Raw genomic sequence first — 23056 nt, 5'->3', positions numbered from 1 at the left:
CAACCCCGCCCGATCATCGGCAACATTTTATGTCGCCGATGCCCGTTCGAGGCTGGTCGGGGCCCTGCCCTGTACTTAGTTACCGCTGGAATTCAGCGCTTCGGTCAGTGCGGCTTCCACCTCACTGGCACTTACGCGCAGCGGCTTGTCGGCATCACGGCGACGCTTGCGCTCGCTGTGGTAGGCCAGACCAGTACCAGCCGGGATCAGACGACCCACGACCACGTTCTCTTTCAGGCCGCGCAGGTAATCGCGCTTGCCGGTTACCGCCGCTTCGGTCAGTACGCGGGTGGTTTCCTGGAAGGAAGCCGCGGAGATGAACGATTCGGTCGACAGCGACGCCTTGGTGATACCCAGCAGCACGCGAGTGAACTTCGAGATGAACTTGTCCTCGCCGGCGAGACGCTCGTTCTCGACCAGTACGTGAGTCAGTTCCATCTGGTCGCCCTTGATGAAGCTGGAATCGCCCGACTCGGAGATCTCGACCTTGCGCAGCATCTGACGCAGGATGGTCTCGATGTGCTTGTCGTTGATCTTCACGCCTTGCAGACGGTAAACGTCCTGGATCTCGTTGACGATGTACTTCGCCAGCGCGCTCACACCCAGCAGACGCAGGATGTCGTGCGGATCGCTCGGGCCGTCGGAGATAACTTCACCGCGGTTTACCTGCTCACCTTCGAAGACGTTCAGGTGGCGCCACTTCGGAATCAGCTCTTCGTACGGATCGCTACCGTCGGTCGGAGTGATTACCAGGCGACGCTTGCCCTTGGTCTCTTTACCGAATGCGATGGTGCCGCTGACTTCAGCCAGAATCGAGGCTTCTTTCGGACGGCGCGCTTCGAACAAGTCGGCAACGCGCGGCAGACCACCGGTGATGTCACGGGTTTTCGACGTTTCTTGCGGGATACGCGCGATAACGTCACCAACACCGATCTGGGCACCGTCAGCCACACCAACGAGGGCGTTGGCTGGCAGGAAGTACTGAGCCGGTACGTCGGTACCAGGCAGGTACAGATCCTTGCCATTGGCATCGACCATCTTGATTGCCGGACGGATTTCCTTGCCTGCGGCAGGGCGATCCTTGACGTCCAGTACTTCAATGTTGGTCAAGCCGGTCAGCTCATCGGTCTGACGCTTGATGGTGATGTTTTCTTCCATGCCCACGAAGGTCACGGTACCTTTCAGCTCGGTAACGATCGGGTGGGTGTGCGGGTCCCACTTGGCGACGATGGCGCCAGCTTCGACCTTTTCACCTTCCTTGACCGAAATCACCGCACCGTAAGGCAGCTTGTAACGCTCACGCTCACGACCGAATTCGTCGGCGATGGCCAACTCACCGGAACGCGATACAGCAACCAAGTTGCCGTCGGCACGCTCAACCTGCTTCAGGTTGTGCAGACGCACCATACCGCCGTTCTTAACCTGGACGCTGTCAGCTGCCGAAGTACGGCTTGCAGCACCACCGATGTGGAACGTACGCATGGTCAGCTGGGTACCCGGCTCACCGATCGACTGCGCAGCGATAACGCCGACAGCTTCACCGATGTTCACCTGGTGACCACGCGCCAGGTCACGACCGTAGCACTTGGCGCAGATGCCGTAGCGGGTTTCGCAGTTGATCGGCGAGCGTACGATAACTTCGTCGATGCTGTTCAGCTCGATGAATTCGACCCACTGCTCGTCGACCAGCGTACCGGCTGGAACGATGACATCTTCGGTACCTGGCTTGAATACGTCACGGGCGATTACACGACCCAGTACACGCTCACCCAGCGGCTCTACAACGTCACCGCCTTCGATGTGCGGAGTCATCAGCAGGCCATGGTCGGTGCCGCAGTCGATCTCGGTCACGACCAGGTCTTGCGCCACGTCTACCAGACGACGAGTCAGGTAACCGGAGTTAGCAGTCTTCAAGGCGGTATCCGCCAGACCCTTACGAGCACCGTGAGTCGAGATGAAGTACTGAAGTACGCTCAGACCTTCACGGAAGTTCGCAGTGATCGGCGTCTCGATGATCGAGCCGTCCGGCTTGGCCATCAGACCACGCATACCGGCCAGCTGACGGATCTGGGCCGCAGAACCCCGCGCACCCGAGTCAGCCATCATGTACATCGAGTTGAAGGACTCTTGCTCGACTTCCTTACCCTCGCGGTCGATGACCTTCTCTTTCGAGAGGTTGGCCATCATCGCCTTGGACACTTCGTCGTTCGCCTTGGACCACAAGTCGATGACTTTGTTGTACTTCTCGCCCTGGGTTACCAGGCCGGAAGCGTACTGGCTCTCGATTTCCTTCACTTCATCGGTAGCGCTGTTGATGATGCGCGCTTTCTCATCAGGGATGACAAAGTCGTTCACACCAATGGACACGCCAGAGATGGTGGAGTAAGCGAAACCGGTGTACATCAGTTGGTCAGCGAAGATGACGGTCTCTTTCAGACCCACCACGCGGTAGCACTGGTTGATCAGCTTGGAGATCGCTTTCTTCTTCATCGGCTGGTTGACCACGTCGTACGGCAGACCTGCCGGTACAACCTGGAACAGCAGCGCACGGCCAACGGTGGTGTCGACGATGCGGGTGTTCTTGGTCACGCTGCCATCACGATCTTTCACGGTTTCGTTGATACGAACCTTGATTTTCGCGTGCAAGGCAGCCTCGCCGGCGCGGAATACGCGGTCGACTTCCTGCAGGTCGGCAAATACGCGACCTTCACCCTTGGCGTTGATGGCTTCACGGGTCATGTAGTACAGACCCAGTACAACGTCCTGCGACGGAACGATGATTGGCTCACCGTTGGCTGGCGACAGGATGTTGTTGGTCGACATCATCAGCGCGCGCGCTTCGAGCTGGGCTTCCAGCGTCAGCGGCACGTGAACAGCCATCTGGTCACCGTCGAAGTCGGCGTTGTACGCGGCACAGACCAGCGGGTGCAGCTGAATAGCCTTACCTTCGATCAGTACCGGCTCAAAGGCCTGGATACCCAGACGGTGCAGTGTTGGTGCACGGTTGAGCAGTACGGGGTGTTCGCGAATCACTTCGGCGAGAACGTCCCACACCTCTGGCAGCTCGCGCTCGACCATCTTCTTGGCAGCCTTGATGGTGGTCGCCAGACCACGCATTTCAAGCTTGCCGAAAATGAACGGCTTGAACAGCTCGAGGGCCATCTTCTTCGGCAGACCGCACTGGTGCAGACGCAGGGTCGGGCCTACGGTAATTACCGAACGACCGGAGTAGTCCACGCGCTTACCGAGCAAGTTCTGACGGAAACGACCTTGCTTACCTTTGATCATGTCAGCCAGGGACTTCAGCGGACGCTTGTTCGAGCCAGTGATGGCGCGACCGCGACGGCCGTTGTCCAGCAGGGCGTCGACCGCTTCCTGCAGCATGCGCTTTTCGTTGCGCACGATGATGTCTGGCGCCGACAGATCCAGCAGGCGCTTCAGACGGTTGTTACGGTTGATCACCCGACGATACAGGTCGTTCAGGTCGGAGGTCGCGAAGCGGCCACCATCCAGCGGTACCAGCGGACGCAGATCCGGCGGCAGCACTGGCAGGACGGTCAGGACCATCCACTCAGGCAGGTTGCCCGAGCCCTGGAAAGCTTCCATCAGCTTCAGGCGCTTGGACAGCTTCTTGATCTTGGTTTCCGAGTTGGTCTGCGGAATTTCTTCGCGCAGGCGGCCAATCTCGTGCTCCAGGTCGATAGCGTGCAGCAGCTCGCGGACAGCCTCGGCACCCATGCGGGCGTCGAAGTCGTCACCGAACTCTTCCAGCGCTTCGAAGTACTGCTCATCGTTCAGCAGCTGGCCCTTCTCCAGGGTGGTCATGCCCGGATCGATAACGACATAGCTCTCGAAGTAGAGCACGCGCTCGATGTCACGCAGGGTCATGTCCATCAGCAAGCCGATACGGGACGGCAGCGATTTCAGGAACCAGATGTGAGCAACTGGCGAGGCCAGTTCGATGTGCGCCATGCGCTCACGACGAACCTTCGCCAAGGCAACTTCAACGCCGCACTTCTCGCAGATCACACCGCGGTGCTTGAGGCGCTTGTACTTGCCGCACAGGCACTCGTAGTCCTTGACTGGGCCAAAGATCTTGGCGCAGAACAGGCCGTCGCGCTCAGGCTTGAACGTACGGTAGTTGATGGTTTCCGGCTTCTTAACTTCACCGAACGACCACGAACGGATCATTTCAGGCGACGCCAGACCGATACGGATGGCGTCGAACTCTTCGACTTGACCCTGGTTTTTCAGCAAATTCAGTAGGTCTTTCAAGGCCTTTCCTCCTGGCGGAGCAGGGAGCGGGCATTACCTGCCCCACTCCCCTTCGCGTCACGTGTTATTCGGTTTCCAGATCGATATCGATACCGAGCGAACGGATCTCTTTGATCAACACGTTGAAGGACTCGGGCATGCCCGGCTCCATACGGTGATCGCCATCCACGATGTTCTTGTACATCTTGGTACGGCCGTTCACGTCGTCCGACTTCACTGTGAGCATTTCTTGCAGGGTGTATGCCGCGCCGTATGCTTCCAGCGCCCACACTTCCATCTCCCCGAAACGCTGACCACCGAACTGCGCCTTACCACCCAGCGGCTGTTGGGTAACCAGACTGTAGGAACCAGTGGAACGCGCGTGCATCTTGTCGTCCACCAAGTGGTTCAGCTTGAGCATGTACATGTAACCAACGGTCACAGGGCGCTCGAACTTGTTGCCGGTACGGCCATCGAACAGCACCATCTGGCCGCTCTCTGGCAGGTCGGCCAGCTTCAGCATGGCCTTGATCTCGCGTTCCTTGGCACCATCGAAGACCGGGGTAGCCATAGGCACGCCTTTCTTCAGGTTGTTGGCCAGGGCCAGGATCTCTTCGTCGGTGAACTCGTCGAGGTTTTCCTGACGACCGCCGATCTCGTTGTAGACCTCGGTCAGGAACACGCGCAGCTCAGCGGCTTTGCGCTGCTCTTCGAGCATGCGGTCGATCTTCTCGCCCAGGCCCTTGGCCGCCAGGCCCAGGTGGGTTTCAAGGATCTGACCAACGTTCATACGCGAAGGTACGCCCAGCGGGTTCAGTACGACGTCAACCGGAGTACCGTTGGCATCGTGCGGCATGTCTTCTACCGGCATGATTACCGAGACAACACCTTTGTTACCGTGACGACCGGCCATCTTGTCACCCGGCTGGATGCGACGGCGGATTGCCAGGTAAACCTTGACGATCTTCAGTACGCCCGGCGCCAGGTCATCGCCCTGCTGCAGCTTGCGCTTCTTGTCTTCGAACTTGTCGTCCAGCAGACGGCGACGGTCGACGATGTACTGCTGAGCCTTTTCCAGCTGCTCGTTCAGTGCATCTTCAGCCATGCGCAGCTTGAACCACTGGCCGTGCTCCAGACCGTCCAGCACTTCGTCAGTGATCACGGTGCCTTTCTTCAGGCCCGCGCCACCGTCGACCACCTGGCCGTTCAGGGCAGAACGCAGACGCTCGAAGGTTGCACCTTCGACGATGCGGAACTCTTCGTTGAGGTCCTTGCGGATCTCGTCCAGCTGCATCTTCTCGATGGCCAGGGCGCGGCTGTCGCGCTCGACGCCATCACGGGTGAAGACCTGTACGTCGATGACAGTACCCTTGGTGCCGGTTGGCACACGCAGGGAGGTGTCCTTAACGTCGCTGGCCTTCTCACCGAAGATTGCGCGCAGCAGTTTTTCTTCCGGAGTCAGCTGGGTTTCGCCTTTTGGCGTGACTTTGCCGACCAGGATGTCGCCAGCGCCGACTTCAGCACCTACGTAAACGATACCGGCTTCGTCCAGCTTGTTCAGTGCAGCTTCACCCACGTTCGGGATGTCCGCAGTGATTTCCTCTGGGCCAAGCTTGGTGTCACGCGCCACACAGGTCAGTTCCTGAATGTGGATGGTGGTGAAGCGGTCTTCCTGAACCACACGCTCGGACAGGCAGATGGAGTCTTCGAAGTTGAAGCCGTTCCACGCCATGAACGCGATGCGCATGTTCTGACCCAGTGCCAGCTCACCCATGTCGGTGGACGGGCCGTCGGCCATGATGTCGCTACGCTGAACCTTGTCACCCTTGCTCACCAGCGGACGCTGGTTGATGCAGGTGTTCTGGTTCGAACGGGTGTATTTGGTCAGGTTGTAGATATCTACACCTGCTTCACCGGTTTCCACCTCGTCGTCGTTAACGCGAACAACGATACGGCTGGCGTCGACCGAATCGATTACACCACCGCGGCGAGCAACCACGCATACACCGGAGTCACGGGCAACGTTGCGCTCCATGCCGGTACCTACCAGCGGCTTGTCAGCACGCAGGGTCGGTACAGCCTGACGCTGCATGTTCGAGCCCATCAATGCACGGTTGGCGTCGTCGTGCTCAAGGAACGGAATCAGCGACGCAGCAACAGAAACAACCTGCTTCGGCGAAACGTCCATCAGGGTGACGTCTTCCGGCGCCTTGACGGTGAATTCGTTGAGGTGACGAACAGCTACCAGCTCATCGATCAGTTGCTTCTTCTCGTTCATCGCGGCCGAAGCCTGGGCGATGACGTGATCCGCTTCTTCAATGGCCGACAGGAACACGATGTCGTCGCTGACAACGCCTTCCTTCACCACGCGGTACGGGCTTTCCAGGAAACCGTACTGGTTGGTGCGGGCATAGGCCGCCAGGGAGTTGATCAGGCCGATGTTCGGACCTTCAGGGGTCTCGATCGGGCACACACGGCCGTAGTGGGTCGGGTGTACGTCACGAACTTCGAAGCCGGCACGCTCACGGGTCAGACCGCCAGGGCCGAGTGCGGAAACGCGGCGCTTGTGGGTGATCTCGGAGAGCGGGTTGTTCTGGTCCATGAACTGGGACAGCTGGCTGGAACCGAAGAACTCTTTCACCGCCGCCGCAACCGGCTTGGCGTTGATCAGGTCTTGCGGCATCAGGCCTTCGCTTTCTGCCATCGACAGACGTTCCTTGACCGCACGCTCGACGCGCACCAGACCAACACGGAACTGGTTTTCAGCCATTTCGCCGACGCAACGTACGCGACGGTTACCCAGGTGGTCGATGTCGTCGACGATGCCCTTGCCGTTACGGATATCGACCAGGGTCTTCAGGACCTCGACGATGTCTTCCTTGCTCAGCACGCCCGAACCTTCGATCTCGGTACGACCGATACGACGGTTGAACTTCATGCGGCCTACGGCCGACAGGTCGTAACGCTCGGCGCTGAAGAACAGGTTGTTGAACAGGGTCTCGGCTGCATCCTTGGTTGGCGGCTCGCCTGGACGCATCATGCGGTAGATTTCGACCAGAGCTTCCAGCTGGTTGCTGGTGGTGTCGATCTTCAGGGTGTCGGAGATGAACGGACCGCAATCAATGTCGTTGGTGTACAGGGTCTCGATACGGACAACCTGCGCCTTGGCGACCTTGATCAGCAGTTCGGTGGTCATCTCGGTGTTGCATTCAGCGAGGATCTCGCCGGTAGCCGGATGCACGATAGCCTTGGCGGTAGTGCGACCCAGGACGTATTCCATTGGAACGTCCAGCTGCTTGACGCCGGCTTTTTCGAGCTGGTTGATGTGGCGCGCGGTGATACGACGGCCTTGCTCAACGATGACTTTGCCGGTTTCGTCATGGATGTCCATGACTGCAACTTCACCACGCAGACGCTGCGGCACCAGTTCCAGGCTGAGTTTCTCGCCGGAAATGTGGAACACGTTGGTGGTATAGAAGGTGTTCAGCACTTCTTCAGTGCTGTAACCCAGGGCGCGCAGAAGCACCGAGGCCGGCAGTTTGCGGCGACGGTCGATACGCACGAACACGCAGTCCTTCGGGTCGAACTCGAAGTCCAGCCAGGAGCCGCGGTAAGGGATGATGCGAGCGGAGTACAGCAGCTTGCCGGAGCTGTGAGTCTTGCCACGGTCGTGGTCGAAGAACACACCAGGCGAACGGTGCAGCTGGGAAACGATCACACGCTCGGTACCGTTGATAACGAAGGTACCGTTCTCAGTCATCAGGGGGATTTCACCCATGTAGACTTCTTGCTCTTTGATGTCCTTGATCGCTTTGTTCGACGATTCCTTGTCGAAGATGATCAGGCGCACCTTGACCCGCAGTGGGACCGCGAAGGTCACGCCACGCAGGACACATTCCTTCACATCGAAGGCGGGCTCGCCCAGGCGATAGCCTACGTACTCCAGGGCAGCATTGCCGGAGTAGCTGATGATCGGGAATACCGATTTGAAGGCCGCGTGCAGGCCGACGTCGCGGAAGTGATCCTTGGATGCTCCCGCTTGCAGGAATTCGCGATACGAATCCAGCTGGATGGCCAGGAGGTAAGGCACATCCATTACGTCCGGCAACTTGCTAAAGTCCTTGCGGATACGTTTTTTCTCAGTGTATGAGTAAGCCATCAGCGTTCCCCAGCTTGGTCACCTGCTTGTTTGGCTTCTCCCGGCGGGAGCAGCCAGAAAATCGTGCAAACCCCTTGGTTTGCGCCACCCACATGGGTGTCTTGCAGCTCGTTATCGGGACCGGCCTGACCGGCCACCAATAACGGAAAAAGGCCGGTGGCATAAGCCACCAGCCATCAGCCTTCGCTCAACGCTCAGGCTGGCATCGCACAGTCGAGATTACTTCAGCTCGACTTTGGCGCCTGCTTCTTCCAGCTTCTTCTTAGCGTCTTCAGCGGCTTCTTTCGAAACGCCTTCAGCTACTACCTGAGGAGCGCCATCGACTTTCTCTTTGGCTTCTTTCAGGCCCAGACCGGTCAGTTCGCGAACGGCTTTGATCACGTTCACTTTCTTGTCGCCGGCTTCAACCAGAACAACGTTGAACTCGGTCTGCTCTTCAACAACGGCAGCAGCAGCAGCTGGGCCAGCAGCGGCAACAGCAGCGGTAACGCCGAAGGTTTCTTCCATTGCTTTGATCAGCTCAACAACTTCCAGAACGGTTTTCTGGCCGATTGCTTCGATGATTTGTTCGTTAGTCAGAGACATGACTTAAATCCTGTATTGGGGTGACAGCCTACGCAGCCATCAAATTAAACGTATGATTTTGAAAGAGTTCGCGTGCCTTAGGCAGCGGTAGCTTCTTTCTGGTCGCGAATGGCTGCCAGAGTACGAGCCAGCTTGCTGGTGGCGCCTTGGATAACGCTCATCAGTCGTGCAATAGCTTCGTCGCGGGTCGGCAGGGTAGCCAACACGTCGATCTGGTTCGCTGCAATGAAATTGCCGTCAAACGCAGCTGCCTTGATCTCGAACTTGTCCTGACCCTTGGCGAACTCTTTGAACAGACGAGCAGCAGCGCCCGGGTGTTCGTTGGAGAAAGCAATCAGGGTCGGGCCTTTGAACGCGTCGTTGAGGATCGAAAATTCGGTGCCTTCAACAGCGCGCTTGAGCAGGGTGTTACGTACAACACGTACGTAAACGCCAGCTTCGCGGGCCTCTTTACGGAGTCCGGTCATTGCGCTTACAGTCACACCACGGGCATCGGCCACGACAGCGGACAGAGCGACTTTGGCAGCCTCGTTGACTTCAGCGACGATGGCCTTCTTGTCTTCGAGTTTAATTGCCACGGGTTTACTCCTGGTTTTTACCGTTTCATCTGGCCGAAGCCGGATGTCGTTTTGGTGTCTGATTCGGTAACGAATCGGGAGCACCATCTGCGTGGGCTGGTGTTTTAAGGCTTGCGCCGCCTACGGTCTTGGATAGCCCCCGCCAGGCAGGGACCCCAATTTTTGCTGGCGGCGCGACTGGTCGCGCCGCCATGTTCTTACACGTTCAGCGAGCTCTGATCGATGACCAGACCTGGGCCCATGGTGGTGCTCAGGGTAACGCGCTTGACGTAGATACCTTTCGAAGAAGCTGGCTTGATACGCTTCAGATCAGCGATCAGGGCCTCAACGTTTTCCTTCAGCTTGCCAGCTTCAAAGCCGACCTTGCCAACGGAAGTGTGGATGATACCGTTTTTGTCGGTACGGTAGCGAACCTGACCAGCCTTGGCGTTTTTCACGGCAGTGGCTACGTCTGGGCTAACGGTACCAACTTTCGGGTTAGGCATCAGGCCGCGAGGACCCAGAACCTGACCCAGTTGACCTACAACGCGCATGGCATCAGGCGATGCGATGACGACGTCATAGTTCAGGTCGCCGGCTTTCATTTCGGCAGCCAGATCGTCCATACCTACACGGTCAGCGCCGGCAGCCAGAGCGGCTTCAGCAGCTGGACCCTGGGTGAAGACAGCAACGCGAACGGTCTTACCAGTGCCGTGTGGCAGCACAGTAGCGCTACGTACGACCTGGTCGGATTTACGCGGGTCAACACCGAGGTTAACGGCGATGTCGTAGGACTCGACGAACTTGGCAGCAGGCAGCGAAGCCAGCAGAGTTGCCGCTTCTTCGAAGTTGTAGGACTTGCCTGCTTCGATTTTTTCGGCGATTGCCTTTTGGCGCTTGGTCAGCTTAGCCATTACACACCCTCCACGTTCAGGCCCATGCTGCGGGCAGAGCCAGCGATGGTGCGTACAGCAGCATCCAGGTCAGCGGCAGTCAGATCAGCCTGTTTAGCTTTGGCGATGTCTTCCAGCTGAGCACGGGTAACGGTACCGACTTTAACGGTGTTCGGACGAGCCGAACCACTGGTCAGGCCAGCAGCTTTCTTCAGCAGAACCGAGGCAGGGGTGCTCTTGGTCTCGAAGGTGAAGCTACGGTCGCTGTAGACAGTGATGATCACTGGAGTCGGCAGGCCGGCTTCTTGACCCTGAGTACGGGCGTTGAAGGCCTTGCAGAATTCCATGATGTTCACACCATGTTGACCCAGTGCTGGACCAACGGGTGGGCTTGGGTTGGCCTGGCCGGCCTTAACTTGCAGCTTGATGTAAGCCTGAATCTTCTTAGCCATGAGCTACTCCAAAATCGGGTACAAACGCCTGATGGCTCCCCGGATGACTTGCGTTTTATCCCAGTGACGACAAAACCCCGCAACACACAGGGCTGCGGGGTTTGGGATGCTTCGTCCGCCTAGACCTTTTCGACCTGGCTGAACTCGAGCTCCACCGGAGTAGAGCGACCGAAAATGAGCACTGCAACCTGCAGGCGGCTCTTTTCGTAGTTAACCTCTTCGACACTACCATTGAAGTCAGCGAACGGACCGTCAATGACTCGAACCACTTCACCTGGCTCGAACAGCGTCTTCGGCTTCGGCTTGTCGCTGCCGTCGGCAACACGACGCAGGATAGCCTCAGCTTCTTTATCAGTGATCGGCGCAGGCTTATCTGCAGTACCACCGATAAAGCCCATCACACGAGGGGTATCCTTGACCAAGTGCCAAGTCCCTTCGTTCATCTCCATCTGGACCAATACATAGCCAGGGAAGAATTTACGCTCACTCTTGCGCTTCTGGCCGTTGCGCATTTCGACGACTTCTTCGGTCGGGACCAGGATCTCGCCGAAACCGTCTTCCATGCCAGCCAGCTTGACGCGCTCAATCAGGGAGCGCATTACATGCTTCTCGTAACCCGAGTAAGCATGCACAACATACCAACGCTTAGCCACGGGACACCTTTAGCCAACGATCAAGGAGACCGCCCAGCCGAGCAGGGAATCAAGACCCCACAGCAGCAGTGCCATAACCAGCACAACAGCCACGACAATCAGCGTGGTCTGGGTGGTTTCCTGGCGGGTCGGCCACACGACTTTACGAATCTCGGTACGAGCTTCCTTCGCAAGCGAAAAGAACGACTTGCCCTTCGCAGTCTGCAGAGCTACAAAGCCCGCGACAGCAGCCAGGACGAGAAGTGCGAGAACGCGATACAGGATTGGAGAGGCGGAGTAGTATTGATTACCCACAACACCAACAACCACCAAAGCCACTACAGCCAGCCACTTGAACAGATCAAAACGCGATTCTTGGGCTTCAGTTTTGGGAGTCATCGAGGAGGATCCTGTAAGAAGAAAGCCATCACACCGAAGTGAAATGGCAGGTCAGGAGGGAATCGAACCCCCAACCTACGGTTTTGGAGACCGTCGCTCTGCCAATTGAGCTACTGACCTGTAACGCTGTATCAGGCCGGCAATTATACCGGCCTGATCAAGTAAATCAACTACTTATTCAATAATTTTTGCTACGACACCGGCGCCGACGGTACGACCGCCTTCACGGATTGCGAAGCGCAGACCGTCTTCCATTGCGATGGTCTTGATCAGGGTAACAGTCATCTGAATGTTGTCACCTGGCATTACCATTTCAACGCCTTCCGGCAGTTCGCAGTTACCGGTCACGTCAGTGGTACGGAAGTAGAACTGTGGACGGTAGCCTTTGAAGAACGGAGTGTGACGACCGCCTTCTTCTTTCGACAGAACGTAGACTTCTGCGGTGAACTTGGTGTGCGGCTTGACCGAACCTGGCTTGACCAGAACCTGGCCACGCTCAACGTCGTCACGCTTGGTACCACGCAGCAGAACGCCGCAGTTCTCGCCAGCACGACCTTCGTCCAGCAGCTTGCGGAACATCTCAACGCCGGTGCAGGTGGTGGTGGTGGTGTCACGCAGACCAACGATTTCCAGCGGATCCTGAACGCGGACGATACCACGCTCGATACGACCGGTAACAACGGTACCACGACCCGAGATCGAGAATACGTCTTCGATCGGCATCAGGAACGGCTGGTCGATGGCACGAACTGGCTCAGGAATGTAGCTGTCCAGAGTCTCTACCAGCTTCTTAACAGCGGTAGTGCCCATTTCGTTGTCGTCTTTGCCTTCCAGGGCCATACGAGCGGAACCGATGATGATCGGAGTGTCGTCGCCTGGGAAGTCGTAGGTGGACAGCAGGTCGCGAACTTCCATCTCGACCAGTTCCAGCAGCTCAGCGTCGTCTACCAGGTCAGCCTTGTTCAGGAAGACCACGATGTACGGAACGCCAACCTGACGGGACAGCAGGATGTGCTCACGGGTTTGCGGCATCGGACCATCGGCGGCCGAGCAAACCAGGATCGCGCCGTCCATCTGGGCAGCACCGGTGATCATGTTCTTCACGTAGTCAGCGTGACCTGGGCAGTCAACGTGAGCGTAGTGACGAATGGTCGAGTTGTACTCAACGTGAGCGGTGTTGATGGTGATACCGCGCGCTTTTTCTTCCGGAGCCGAGTCGATCTTGTCGAACTCAACGATTGCCGAACCGAAAACTTCGGAGCAAACGCGAGTCAGAGCTGCGGTCAGAGTGGTCTTACCGTGGTCAACGTGGCCGATAGTGCCGACGTTAACGTGGGGAAGGGAACGATCAAACTTTTCCTTAGCCATCGATACAATCCTCCGCAGAAGAAATAGTCTTGCGCTGATAAAACAAAGGCAGATATTTTCATATCTGCCTTGTTTATATGGAGCTCTTGAGCGGACTTGAACCGCTGACCTCACCCTTACCAAGGGTGTGCTCTACCAACTGAGCTACAAGAGCGAAACACTTTGTGCAAAACCCAGCAAACTTGGAGCGGGTAGCGGGAATCGAACCCGCATCATCAGCTTGGAAGGCTGAGGTTCTACCACTAAACTATACCCGCGGAGCTTGCGGCTCTCGCTAAAACTGGTGGAGGGAGAAGGATTCGAACCTTCGAAGCTCTCGCAACGGATTTACAGTCCGTCCCCTTTGACCGCTCGGGAATCCCTCCAGATGTGGCCGGCATTCTATTTGTCTGCCGTCCTAGTGTCAAGCGTTTTTTCAAATTTTTTCAATCAAATCTGAAACTTAGCTGCTTTGACACCGCTTCCAGCTCTACCACCTGAGTGGTGTTCCCTGTGAAGCGGGCGCCATTCTATCAAGCTATTCGCCAGTTGCAATACCCTGGCAGAAAATAATTTTATGTTTTAAGTCTTTGAAATCATTGGAAAGAGCCGAGAGTACCGTTTGGTCCAGCAAACGCTCGCTTTCCGGGGCCACCTTGAGCCAGCGCCCATCCGCTCCAGGCAACTGCCCCATCACTGGCAGGGTGGCAATATCCAGGCTCAGCAGGCGCTGGCGCAGTGCTTCCAACTGCTCCTGCTGCTCCACTCCCCCCACTACCAGGCATTCATCACGGCGCTTGGCTGGCGCCGACACACCCGTTTCACGTAACAGACGGATTTCTTGCTGATTCCCCTTGTACAGAGACAGTGGGGCGACTTCCTTGACCTTCAGCGGTGCTTCCTGCTGATGCCACACGTAATAGAAGACGTTAAGCACCAGTAACAGCAGAAACAACCAACGCATAGGCACCTCAATCCAATGGGCAGGCCATGGCCAGGCCAACGAAAACCAGGTCCGGTACGACACGCGCCTGCGGTACGGCCTCCCTCACCAGCGGTGCATCGCCGCCAGTAAGGAACACTGTGAATGCCTCCCCCCAAAGCGCGCGTGCCTGCTCGAGCTGGGTGCGGGCAAAGCCCTGAAGCATTAACACGCAACCGCGCTCTACCGCCTCGACGGTGGAGCGACCCGGTGACAAGCTAGTCAGTGCACGCTCAGCGGAAGCATCGTCATAGCGGATACGCCGGGTGTGAGTACGCAACTGGCTGCGCATCAAGGGCATCCCCGGGCAGATGTAGCCGCCCAGGTGCTCGCCGTCCGCAGCAACAAAGTCCGCTTTGGCGGCAGTCCCCAGGTCGATTACCAGGCACGCGCCCCCGGCCAGGTGAAATGCACCCAGCGCAGCCAGCCAACGGTCCATACCCAGGCGCTGATAGTCGTCATAACCGTTGCGCACACCGGCCATGCTCTGTGCCGGATGCGCAACGCGCGCCTGCACGGCAAAAGCCTGGGCAATCAACGCACAAAGCGCATCGGTTTCTTCCTCGCTGCGCACACTGACAATACGACAGCCCGTTAGACGCACTGAAGCCAGCGCCGCCACTGCAGCCAGCAGCGCTTGATCGGAATCGACGATCCCGCCACCTTCAATCACTGCGTCAGCAGCATGAATTACCCGCCACTTGATGAAGCTGTTACCGCAGTCGAGCTCAAGAATCATCACGCAACCTCAAACTGAGCTCACCACCACTGAAGCTCTTTTCAACTCCGTCCACCTCAAGGCGCAAGCCGCCCTGCCCGTCGACGCCAAGAACCACGCCATCAATACGCGTACTGCCGGCAACCAGTGAAACATTGCGCCCTTGCCAAAGGTGCGCCTGCTCCCACTCCTCTTGGAATGCGGCAAACCCATAGCGACGATGACGTGCCAATTCATGCTGCAATTGCTGATTGAGCGACGCTACCAAGTGGTTGCGATCTATTGCCGCACCCACCTCACGTCGCATCGAGGTCCACTCCTGGTCGACCTGGTCGTTGGCCTGCATGTTCACATTGATACCGATACCCAGTACCACATGACAGACGTCGGCCGGATCACCCACCAGCTCCAGGAGAATACCGGTGATCTTCTGCCCGCGAACCAACACGTCATTGGGCCATTTGAGCCCTACATCTTTTACGCCGAACGCCTGCAGAGTGCGCATTACCGCAACCCCCACCACCAGGCTCAAGCCTTCGAGCTGGCGCATGCCGCCATCCACACGCAAGACAAGGCTGTAATAGAGGTTCTCGGCAAATGGGCTGACCCATTGGCGGCCACGTCGACCGCGGCCGGCACTCTGCCGCTCAGCCAGCACCACAAATGGCGCTGCCTGCCCCTGATTGGCAAGCCTCAAGCCTTCGGCATTGGTCGAGTCGACGCTTTCATGGATGAAAACCGGCCACTGCTCGCTTTCGGCAAAGCCGGCTATTGCCTGAGCCTCGAGCAAAGCTAGTGGTGTCGCCAGCTGATAGCCGCGCCCACGAACCTTGTGAATGGTGAGGTTCAGCTCGCCTTCCAGGTGCTGCAGCTGTTTCCAAACGGCGCTGCGACTCACCCCGAGGGCTTCCCCCAGAGCTTCTCCGGAATGGAACCGGCCATCCTTGAGAAGATTCAACAACTTCAGCATGCCAGTCTCGACTTGGAATAAGGCAGGCATGATAGCCATGGGCTGTTGGCTTGCATAGGAAAAGGGCCTGCCGCCGGAGCGTTTGCAGATGCAGGCGCGAACACCGCGTCGCCTGCGTCGCAGGCTTGCCCGTTCCTACAGGCGCCAGAATTTTTTCGCCACAAAGACAAAACCCCTACCTGCATGCGCAGATAGGGGTTTTGCGAAATGAATCTTGACGATGACCTACTCTCACATGGGGAAACCCCACACTACCATCGGCGATGCATCGTTTCACTGCTGAGTTCGGGATGGGATCAGGTGGTTCCAATGCTCTATGGTCGTCAAGAAATTCTGTAGCCAGAATGTCCAGATGGACAGCCCAGCGAATTCGGATATGTGATTGTGTGGTTCGTTGCGAACTTTCGGTTCGTATCATCTTCACCACCGCAATTTGGCTGACGCACAAATTGCTTGGGTGTTATATGGTCAAGCCTCACGGGCAATTAGTATTGGTTAGCTCAACGCCTCACAGCGCTTACACACCCAACCTATCAACGTCGTAGTCTTCGACGGCCCTTTAGGGGATTCAAGATCCCAGTGAGATCTCATCTTGAGGCAAGTTTCCCGCTTAGATGCTTTCAGCGGTTATCTCTTCCGAACATAGCTACCCGGCAATGCCACTGGCGTGACAACCGGAACACCAGAGGTTCGTCCACTCCGGTCCTCTCGTACTAGGAGCAGCCCCTCTCAAATCTCAAACGTCCACGGCAGATAGGGACCGAACTGTCTCACGACGTTCTAAACCCAGCTCGCGTACCACTTTAAATGGCGAACAGCCATACCCTTGGGACCGGCTTCAGCCCCAGGATGTGATGAGCCGACATCGAGGTGCCAAACACCGCCGTCGATATGAACTCTTGGGCGGTATCAGCCTGTTATCCCCGGAGTACCTTTTATCCGTTGAGCGATGGCCCTTCCATACAGAACCACCGGATCACTAAGACCTACTTTCGTACCTGCTCGACGTGTGTGTCTCGCAGTCAAGCGCGCTTTTGCCTTTATACTCTACGACCGATTTCCGACCGGTCTGAGCGCACCTTCGTACTCCTCCGTTACTCTTTGGGAGGAGACCGCCCCAGTCAAACTACCCACCATACACTGTCCTCGATCCGGATAACGGACCTGAGTTAGAACCTCAAAGTTGCCAGGGTGGTATTTCAAGGATGGCTCCATGAGAACTGGCGTCCCCACTTCAAAGCCTCCCACCTATCCTACACAAGCAAATTCAAAGTCCAGTGCAAAGCTATAGTAAAGGTTCACGGGGTCTTTCCGTCTAGCCGCGGATACACTGCATCTTCACAGCGATTTCAATTTCACTGAGTCTCGGGTGGAGACAGCGCCGCCATCGTTACGCCATTCGTGCAGGTCGGAACTTACCCGACAAGGAATTTCGCTACCTTAGGACCGTTATAGTTACGGCCGCCGTTTACCGGGGCTTCGATCAAGAGCTTCGCTTGCGCTAACCCCATCAATTAACCTTCCGGCACCGGGCAGGCGTCACACCCTATACGTCCACTTTCGTGTTTGCAGAGTGCTGTGTTTTTAATAAACAGTCGCAGCGGCCTGGTATCTTCGACCGGCATGGGCTTACGGAGCAAGTCCTTAACCCTCGCCGGCGCACCTTCTCCCGAAGTTACGGTGCCATTTTGCCTAGTTCCTTCACCCGAGTTCTCTCAAGCGCCTTGGTATTCTCTACCTAACCACCTGTGTCGGTTTGGGGTACGGTTCCCAGTTATCTGAAGCTTAGGAGCTTTTCTTGGAAGCATGGTATCAACCACTTCGTCGCCTAAAGGCAACTCGTCATCAGCTCTCGGCCTTGAAATCCCGGATTTGCCTAAGATTCCAGCCTACCACCTTAAACCTGGACAACCAACGCCAGGCTGGCCTAACCTTCTCCGTCCCTCCATCGCAATAACTGGAAGTACAGGAATATTAACCTGTTTTCCATCGACTACGCTTTTCAGCCTCGCCTTAGGGACCGACTAACCCTGCGTCGATTAACGTTGCGCAGGAAACCTTGGTCTTTCGGCGTGCGAGTTTTTCACTCGCATTGTCGTTACTCATGTCAGCATTCGCACTTCTGATACCTCCAGCAAGCTTCTCAACTCACCTTCACAGGCTTACAGAACGCTCCTCTACCGCATCACCAAAAGGTGATACCCGTAGCTTCGGTGCATGGTTTGAGCCCCGTTACATCTTCCGCGCAGGCCGACTCGACTAGTGAGCTATTACGCTTTCTTTAAAGGGTGGCTGCTTCTAAGCCAACCTCCTAGCTGTCTAAGCCTTCCCACATCGTTTCCCACTTAACCATGACTTTGGGACCTTAGCTGACGGTCTGGGTTGTTTCCCTTTTCACGACGGACGTTAGCACCCGCCGTGTGTCTCCCATGCTCGGCACTTGTAGGTATTCGGAGTTTGCATCGGTTTGGTAAGTCGGGATGACCCCCTAGCCGAAACAGTGCTCTACCCCCTACAGTGATACATGAGGCGCTACCTAAATAGCTTTCGAGGAGAACCAGCTATCTCCGAGCTTGATTAGCCTTTCACTCCGATCCACAGGTCATCCGCTAACTTTTCAACGGTAGTCGGTTCGGTCCTCCAGTCAGTGTTACCTAACCTTCAACCTGCCCATGGATAGATCGCCCGGTTTCGGGTCTATACCCAGCGACTAAACGCCCTATTAAGACTCGCTTTCGCTACGCCTCCCCTATTCGGTTAAGCTCGCCACTGAATATAAGTCGCTGACCCATTATACAAAAGGTACGCAGTCACCTAACAAAGTAGGCTCCCACTGCTTGTACGCATACGGTTTCAGGTTCTATTTCACTCCCCTCTCCGGGGTTCTTTTCGCCTTTCCCTCACGGTACTGGTTCACTATCGGTCAGTCAGTAGTATTTAGCCTTGGAGGATGGTCCCCCCATATTCAGACAAAGTTTCTCGTGCTCCGTCCTACTCGATTTCATTGATAAGAGATTTTCGTGTACGGGGCTATCACCCACTATGGCCGCACTTTCCAGAGCGTTCCACTAATCTCAAACCAACTTAAGGGCTGGTCCCCGTTCGCTCGCCACTACTAAGGGAATCTCGGTTGATTTCTTTTCCTCAGGGTACTTAGATGTTTCAGTTCCCCTGGTTCGCCTCTTGCACCTATGTATTCAGTACAAGATAACCAGCTTATGCTGGCTGGGTTCCCCCATTCAGAGATCTCTGGATCACAGTCTGTTTGCCGACTCCCCAAAGCTTATCGCAGGCTACCACGTCTTTCATCGCCTCTGACTGCCAAGGCATCCACCGTATGCGCTTCTTCACTTGACCATATAACCCCAAGCAATCTGGTTATACTGTGAAGACGACATTCGCCGAAAATTCGCACGTCGCTCTTTCGAGCAGAACTCACAAATTTTACCTTAGCCTGATTAACCAGCAGTGAAACTGGCCATCAGTCTATTTCTATCACATATCCGAATTTTTAAAGAACGATCTGACAAAAGTCAGAAATCAACATTCGCAGGGAATGCTCATTTCTGAGTTCTGATCAGCAAATGAATCAAGCAATTCGTGTGGGAGCTCATCAGTAGGCTGATGTCGTCGATTAAGGAGGTGATCCAGCCGCAGGTTCCCCTACGGCTACCTTGTTACGACTTCACCCCAGTCATGAATCACACCGTGGTAACCGTCCTCCCGAAGGTTAGACTAGCTACTTCTGGTGCAACCCACTCCCATGGTGTGACGGGCGGTGTGTACAAGGCCCGGGAACGTATTCACCGCGACATTCTGATTCGCGATTACTAGCGATTCCGACTTCACGCAGTCGAGTTGCAGACTGCGATCCGGACTACGATCGGTTTTGTGAGATTAGCTCCACCTCGCGGCTTGGCAACCCTCTGTACCGACCATTGTAGCACGTGTGTAGCCCAGGCCGTAAGGGCCATGATGACTTGACGTCATCCCCACCTTCCTCCGGTTTGTCACCGGCAGTCTCCTTAGAGTGCCCACCATAACGTGCTGGTAACTAAGGACAAGGGTTGCGCTCGTTACGGGACTTAACCCAACATCTCACGACACGAGCTGACGACAGCCATGCAGCACCTGTGTCAGAGTTCCCGAAGGCACCAATCCATCTCTGGAAAGTTCTCTGCATGTCAAGGCCTGGTAAGGTTCTTCGCGTTGCTTCGAATTAAACCACATGCTCCACCGCTTGTGCGGGCCCCCGTCAATTCATTTGAGTTTTAACCTTGCGGCCGTACTCCCCAGGCGGTCAACTTAATGCGTTAGCTGCGCCACTAAAATCTCAAGGATTCCAACGGCTAGTTGACATCGTTTACGGCGTGGACTACCAGGGTATCTAATCCTGTTTGCTCCCCACGCTTTCGCACCTCAGTGTCAGTATCAGTCCAGGTGGTCGCCTTCGCCACTGGTGTTCCTTCCTATATCTACGCATTTCACCGCTACACAGGAAATTCCACCACCCTCTACCGTACTCTAGCTTGCCAGTTTTGGATGCAGTTCCCAGGTTGAGCCCGGGGCTTTCACATCCAACTTAACAAACCACCTACGCGCGCTTTACGCCCAGTAATTCCGATTAACGCTTGCACCCTCTGTATTACCGCGGCTGCTGGCACAGAGTTAGCCGGTGCTTATTCTGTCGGTAACGTCAAAACAGCAAGGTATTAGCTTACTGCCCTTCCTCCCAACTTAAAGTGCTTTACAATCCGAAGACCTTCTTCACACACGCGGCATGGCTGGATCAGGCTTTCGCCCATTGTCCAATATTCCCCACTGCTGCCTCCCGTAGGAGTCTGGACCGTGTCTCAGTTCCAGTGTGACTGATCATCCTCTCAGACCAGTTACGGATCGTCGCCTTGGTGAGCCATTACCCCACCAACTAGCTAATCCGACCTAGGCTCATCTGATAGCGCAAGGCCCGAAGGTCCCCTGCTTTCTCCCGTAGGACGTATGCGGTATTAGCGTTCCTTTCGAAACGTTGTCCCCCACTACCAGGCAGATTCCTAGGCATTACTCACCCGTCCGCCGCTGAATCAAGGAGCAAGCTCCCGTCATCCGCTCGACTTGCATGTGTTAGGCCTGCCGCCAGCGTTCAATCTGAGCCATGATCAAACTCTTCAGTTCAATACTGCTTGGGTTTTTAAGAAACCCTAAACTTGGCTCAGCAATCTCAAATGACTATGTGATTTCTCGCATGGCCACTTGTGATGCTGATAATCTTTTTGACTATCAGTCCGTACTCACAAGCACCCACACGAATTGCTTGATTCAATTTGTTAAAGAGCGTTTGGTTAAGAGCTTTTCGTCTCAACCGAGGCGCGCATTCTACGCTTTCCTCAGAGCCTGTCAAGCGTTTATTTTGAAGTTTTTTGCGAGAAACTCGTTTAGCTTCAAACACTTGGCTCGCTGCGATCCCTCGTAGCGGGAGGCGAATCATACAGCACCAAGAAGCGCTGTCAACCACCATTTCAACCGCTTGCGATCATTCGATCGTAGCCCTTCCAACACCACCTTAACTACTTAACTCATTGAATCTCAAGGAGTTTGTCGTTCCGATGTCGCTGGAAGTGGGGCGCATTATAAGGGGATTCGAAACCCCGTCAACCTTTAATTTCAATAAACCTTCATATCGCTGAAAAACAAAGCGGGGAGGCCTGACGGCCTCCCCGCTTCTATATAGCTACACCACCAGACGATCACTCGGCCTTAAGGGTAACCCGGCCAAACGACTTCTTCCCCGCCTGGCACACGTGAGTAGCACCGAGGACAAACATGAAGTCCTTGTCGACCACCGCACCATCAACCTTCACCGCACCGCCATTCAGCAAGTCACGCGCCTGTGCCGAGTTCTTCACCAGGCCAGCCCGGTTCAGCACGGCAGCGATCGGCAGGTCTTCCGACGCAGCCACTTCGATCTCCGGCAGGTCTTCCGGCAGCTCGCCTTCCTTCATGCGGTTACCCGCAGCACGGTGAGCATTGGCGGCAGCCTCTTCACCATGGAAGCGCGCAACGATCTCTTCTGCCAGCTTGATCTTGATGTCCCGCGGGTTGGCACCCTTGGCGACGTCGGCGCGGAACTGCTCGATCTCCTCCATCGAACGGAAGCTCAGCAGCTCGAAGTAGCGCCACATCAGGGTATCGGGAATCGATACCAGCTTGCCGTACATAACCCCCGGCGCTTCCTGGATACCTACATAGTTACCCAGCGACTTCGACATCTTCTTCACGCCATCAAGCCCCTCGAGCAGCGGCATGGTGACGATGTTCTGCGCTTCCTGGCCATAGGCGCGCTGCAGTTCGCGCCCCATCAACAGGTTGAACTTCTGGTCGGTGCCACCCAGCTCGACGTCCGCCTTCAGCGCCACCGAGTCGTAGCCTTGCACCAGCGGGTAGAGGAACTCGTGGATGGCAATCGGCTGGTTGGTGGTGTAACGCTTGTCGAAGTCATCGCGCTCGAGCATGCGCGCAACGGTATATTGCGACGCAAGGCGAATGAAGTCGGCTGGGGTCAGCTTGTCCATCCAGGTGGAGTTGAACGCGACCTCGGTCTTGGCCGGGTCGAGGATCTTGAACACCTGCTGCTTGTAGGTCTCGGCATTGTCCAGCACCTGCTCGCGAGTCAGCGGCGGGCGCGTGGCACTCTTGCCGCTGGGGTCGCCGATCATGCCGGTGAAGTCACCTATAAGGAAGATGACCTGATGACCCAGTTCTTGGAACTGGCGCAGCTTGTTGATCAGCACCGTATGGCCAAGGTGCAGGTCAGGTGCGGTCGGATCGAAGCCGGCCTTGATGCGCAGAGGCTGGCCGCGCTTGAGCTTCTCCACCAGTTCCGACTCGACCAGTACTTCTTCCGCACCGCGCTTGATAAGCGCCAGCTGCTCTTCAACCGACTTCATAGACAAACCCGCAAGGCTCAGATTCAGGGGGAGCCAACCATACAAGATCGGCCGTCAATTACAAGTTTCGCAAAGGAATGTGACCCGGACACAGGTTTGCGGCGTCTACGCGCCCTTGCGTGAAAATGGATTTGGTTATATTTTATACAGTTATTTCATCTTCA

Annotated in this window: 13 protein-coding genes, 4 tRNA genes and 3 rRNA genes; all 20 read right to left on the bottom strand. The window is 56.2% G+C overall.

What is annotated here, in order from left to right; translation table 11 throughout:
- Positions 1-75: 75 nt before the first annotated feature.
- The 20 genes from rpoC to tyrS all read right to left on the bottom strand — a co-directional run bounded on the left by rpoC (position 76) and on the right by tyrS (position 22892).
- The gene (rpoC, locus tag ACNQP3_RS02335; RefSeq protein ID WP_012270234.1) at positions 76-4275 is read right to left on the bottom strand and encodes a DNA-directed RNA polymerase subunit beta'; all 4200 of its coding nucleotides are present in this window, start codon (positions 4273-4275) and stop codon (positions 76-78) included.
- A 64-nt stretch (positions 4276-4339) separates the two neighbouring features.
- Positions 4340-8413 (bottom strand): DNA-directed RNA polymerase subunit beta, encoded by a 4074-nt coding sequence (rpoB, locus tag ACNQP3_RS02330; RefSeq protein WP_012270233.1) that lies wholly within the window; start codon positions 8411-8413, stop codon positions 4340-4342.
- A gap of 219 nt (positions 8414-8632) precedes the next feature.
- Positions 8633-8998 carry a 50S ribosomal protein L7/L12 gene (gene rplL, locus ACNQP3_RS02325; protein ID WP_003255496.1) on the bottom strand — a complete coding sequence of 122 codons (366 nt, stop codon included), beginning with the start codon at positions 8996-8998 and terminating at the stop codon, positions 8633-8635.
- 77 nt (positions 8999-9075) lie between these two features.
- Positions 9076-9576 (bottom strand): 50S ribosomal protein L10, encoded by a 501-nt coding sequence (gene rplJ / locus ACNQP3_RS02320; RefSeq protein ID WP_003255497.1) that lies wholly within the window; start codon positions 9574-9576, stop codon positions 9076-9078.
- Positions 9577-9773: 197 nt separating this feature from the next.
- On the bottom strand, positions 9774-10469 hold the full coding sequence (gene rplA / locus ACNQP3_RS02315; protein WP_012270232.1) for a 50S ribosomal protein L1: 696 nt from the start codon (positions 10467-10469) through the stop codon (positions 9774-9776).
- The gene (gene rplK / locus ACNQP3_RS02310) at positions 10469-10900 is read right to left on the bottom strand and encodes a 50S ribosomal protein L11 (RefSeq protein WP_003255500.1); all 432 of its coding nucleotides are present in this window, start codon (positions 10898-10900) and stop codon (positions 10469-10471) included. Before rplK ends, rplA begins: the two co-directional genes overlap by 1 nt.
- Before the next feature lie 119 nt (positions 10901-11019).
- Positions 11020-11553 (bottom strand): transcription termination/antitermination protein NusG, encoded by a 534-nt coding sequence (nusG, locus tag ACNQP3_RS02305; protein ID WP_003255501.1) that lies wholly within the window; start codon positions 11551-11553, stop codon positions 11020-11022.
- Between the two features lie 9 nt (positions 11554-11562).
- Positions 11563-11931, bottom strand: a complete 369-nt coding sequence (gene secE, locus ACNQP3_RS02300) for a preprotein translocase subunit SecE (protein ID WP_012270231.1) — start codon at positions 11929-11931, stop codon at positions 11563-11565.
- Between the two features lie 44 nt (positions 11932-11975).
- Positions 11976-12051, bottom strand: a tRNA-Trp gene (locus ACNQP3_RS02295).
- A 54-nt stretch (positions 12052-12105) separates the two neighbouring features.
- Positions 12106-13299, bottom strand: coding sequence for an elongation factor Tu (gene tuf / locus ACNQP3_RS02290; protein WP_003255489.1), 1194 nt, complete (start codon positions 13297-13299; stop codon positions 12106-12108).
- A 78-nt stretch (positions 13300-13377) separates the two neighbouring features.
- Positions 13378-13453: transfer RNA gene (locus ACNQP3_RS02285), tRNA-Thr, on the bottom strand.
- A gap of 29 nt (positions 13454-13482) precedes the next feature.
- Positions 13483-13556, bottom strand: a tRNA-Gly gene (locus tag ACNQP3_RS02280).
- 24 nt (positions 13557-13580) lie between these two features.
- Positions 13581-13664: transfer RNA gene (locus ACNQP3_RS02275), tRNA-Tyr, on the bottom strand.
- 152 nt (positions 13665-13816) lie between these two features.
- Positions 13817-14242 (bottom strand): hypothetical protein, encoded by a 426-nt coding sequence (locus ACNQP3_RS02270; RefSeq protein WP_012270230.1) that lies wholly within the window; start codon positions 14240-14242, stop codon positions 13817-13819.
- A gap of 7 nt (positions 14243-14249) precedes the next feature.
- Positions 14250-14999, bottom strand: coding sequence for a pantothenate kinase (locus tag ACNQP3_RS02265; protein ID WP_012270229.1), 750 nt, complete (start codon positions 14997-14999; stop codon positions 14250-14252).
- Positions 14989-15948 (bottom strand): bifunctional biotin--[acetyl-CoA-carboxylase] ligase/biotin operon repressor BirA, encoded by a 960-nt coding sequence (birA, locus tag ACNQP3_RS02260; RefSeq protein ID WP_012270228.1) that lies wholly within the window; start codon positions 15946-15948, stop codon positions 14989-14991. Before birA ends, ACNQP3_RS02265 begins: the two co-directional genes overlap by 11 nt.
- Positions 15949-16160: 212 nt before the next feature.
- A 5S ribosomal RNA gene (gene rrf, locus ACNQP3_RS02255) occupies positions 16161-16276 on the bottom strand.
- A gap of 136 nt (positions 16277-16412) precedes the next feature.
- Positions 16413-19305 (bottom strand): 23S ribosomal RNA (locus ACNQP3_RS02250).
- 278 nt (positions 19306-19583) lie between these two features.
- Positions 19584-21120 (bottom strand): 16S ribosomal RNA (locus ACNQP3_RS02245).
- Together the 16S, 23S and 5S rRNA genes form the textbook arrangement of a ribosomal RNA operon.
- 572 nt (positions 21121-21692) lie before the next feature.
- The gene (gene tyrS / locus ACNQP3_RS02240; RefSeq protein ID WP_012270227.1) at positions 21693-22892 is read right to left on the bottom strand and encodes a tyrosine--tRNA ligase; all 1200 of its coding nucleotides are present in this window, start codon (positions 22890-22892) and stop codon (positions 21693-21695) included.
- Positions 22893-23056: the final 164 nt, after the last annotated feature.

The sequence above is a fragment of the Pseudomonas sp. LFS074 genome (assembly GCF_047978165.1).
Taxonomy (GTDB): Bacteria; Pseudomonadota; Gammaproteobacteria; order Pseudomonadales; family Pseudomonadaceae; genus Aquipseudomonas; species Aquipseudomonas putida_P.
This window is presented reverse-complemented; position numbering and strand designations above follow the sequence as displayed.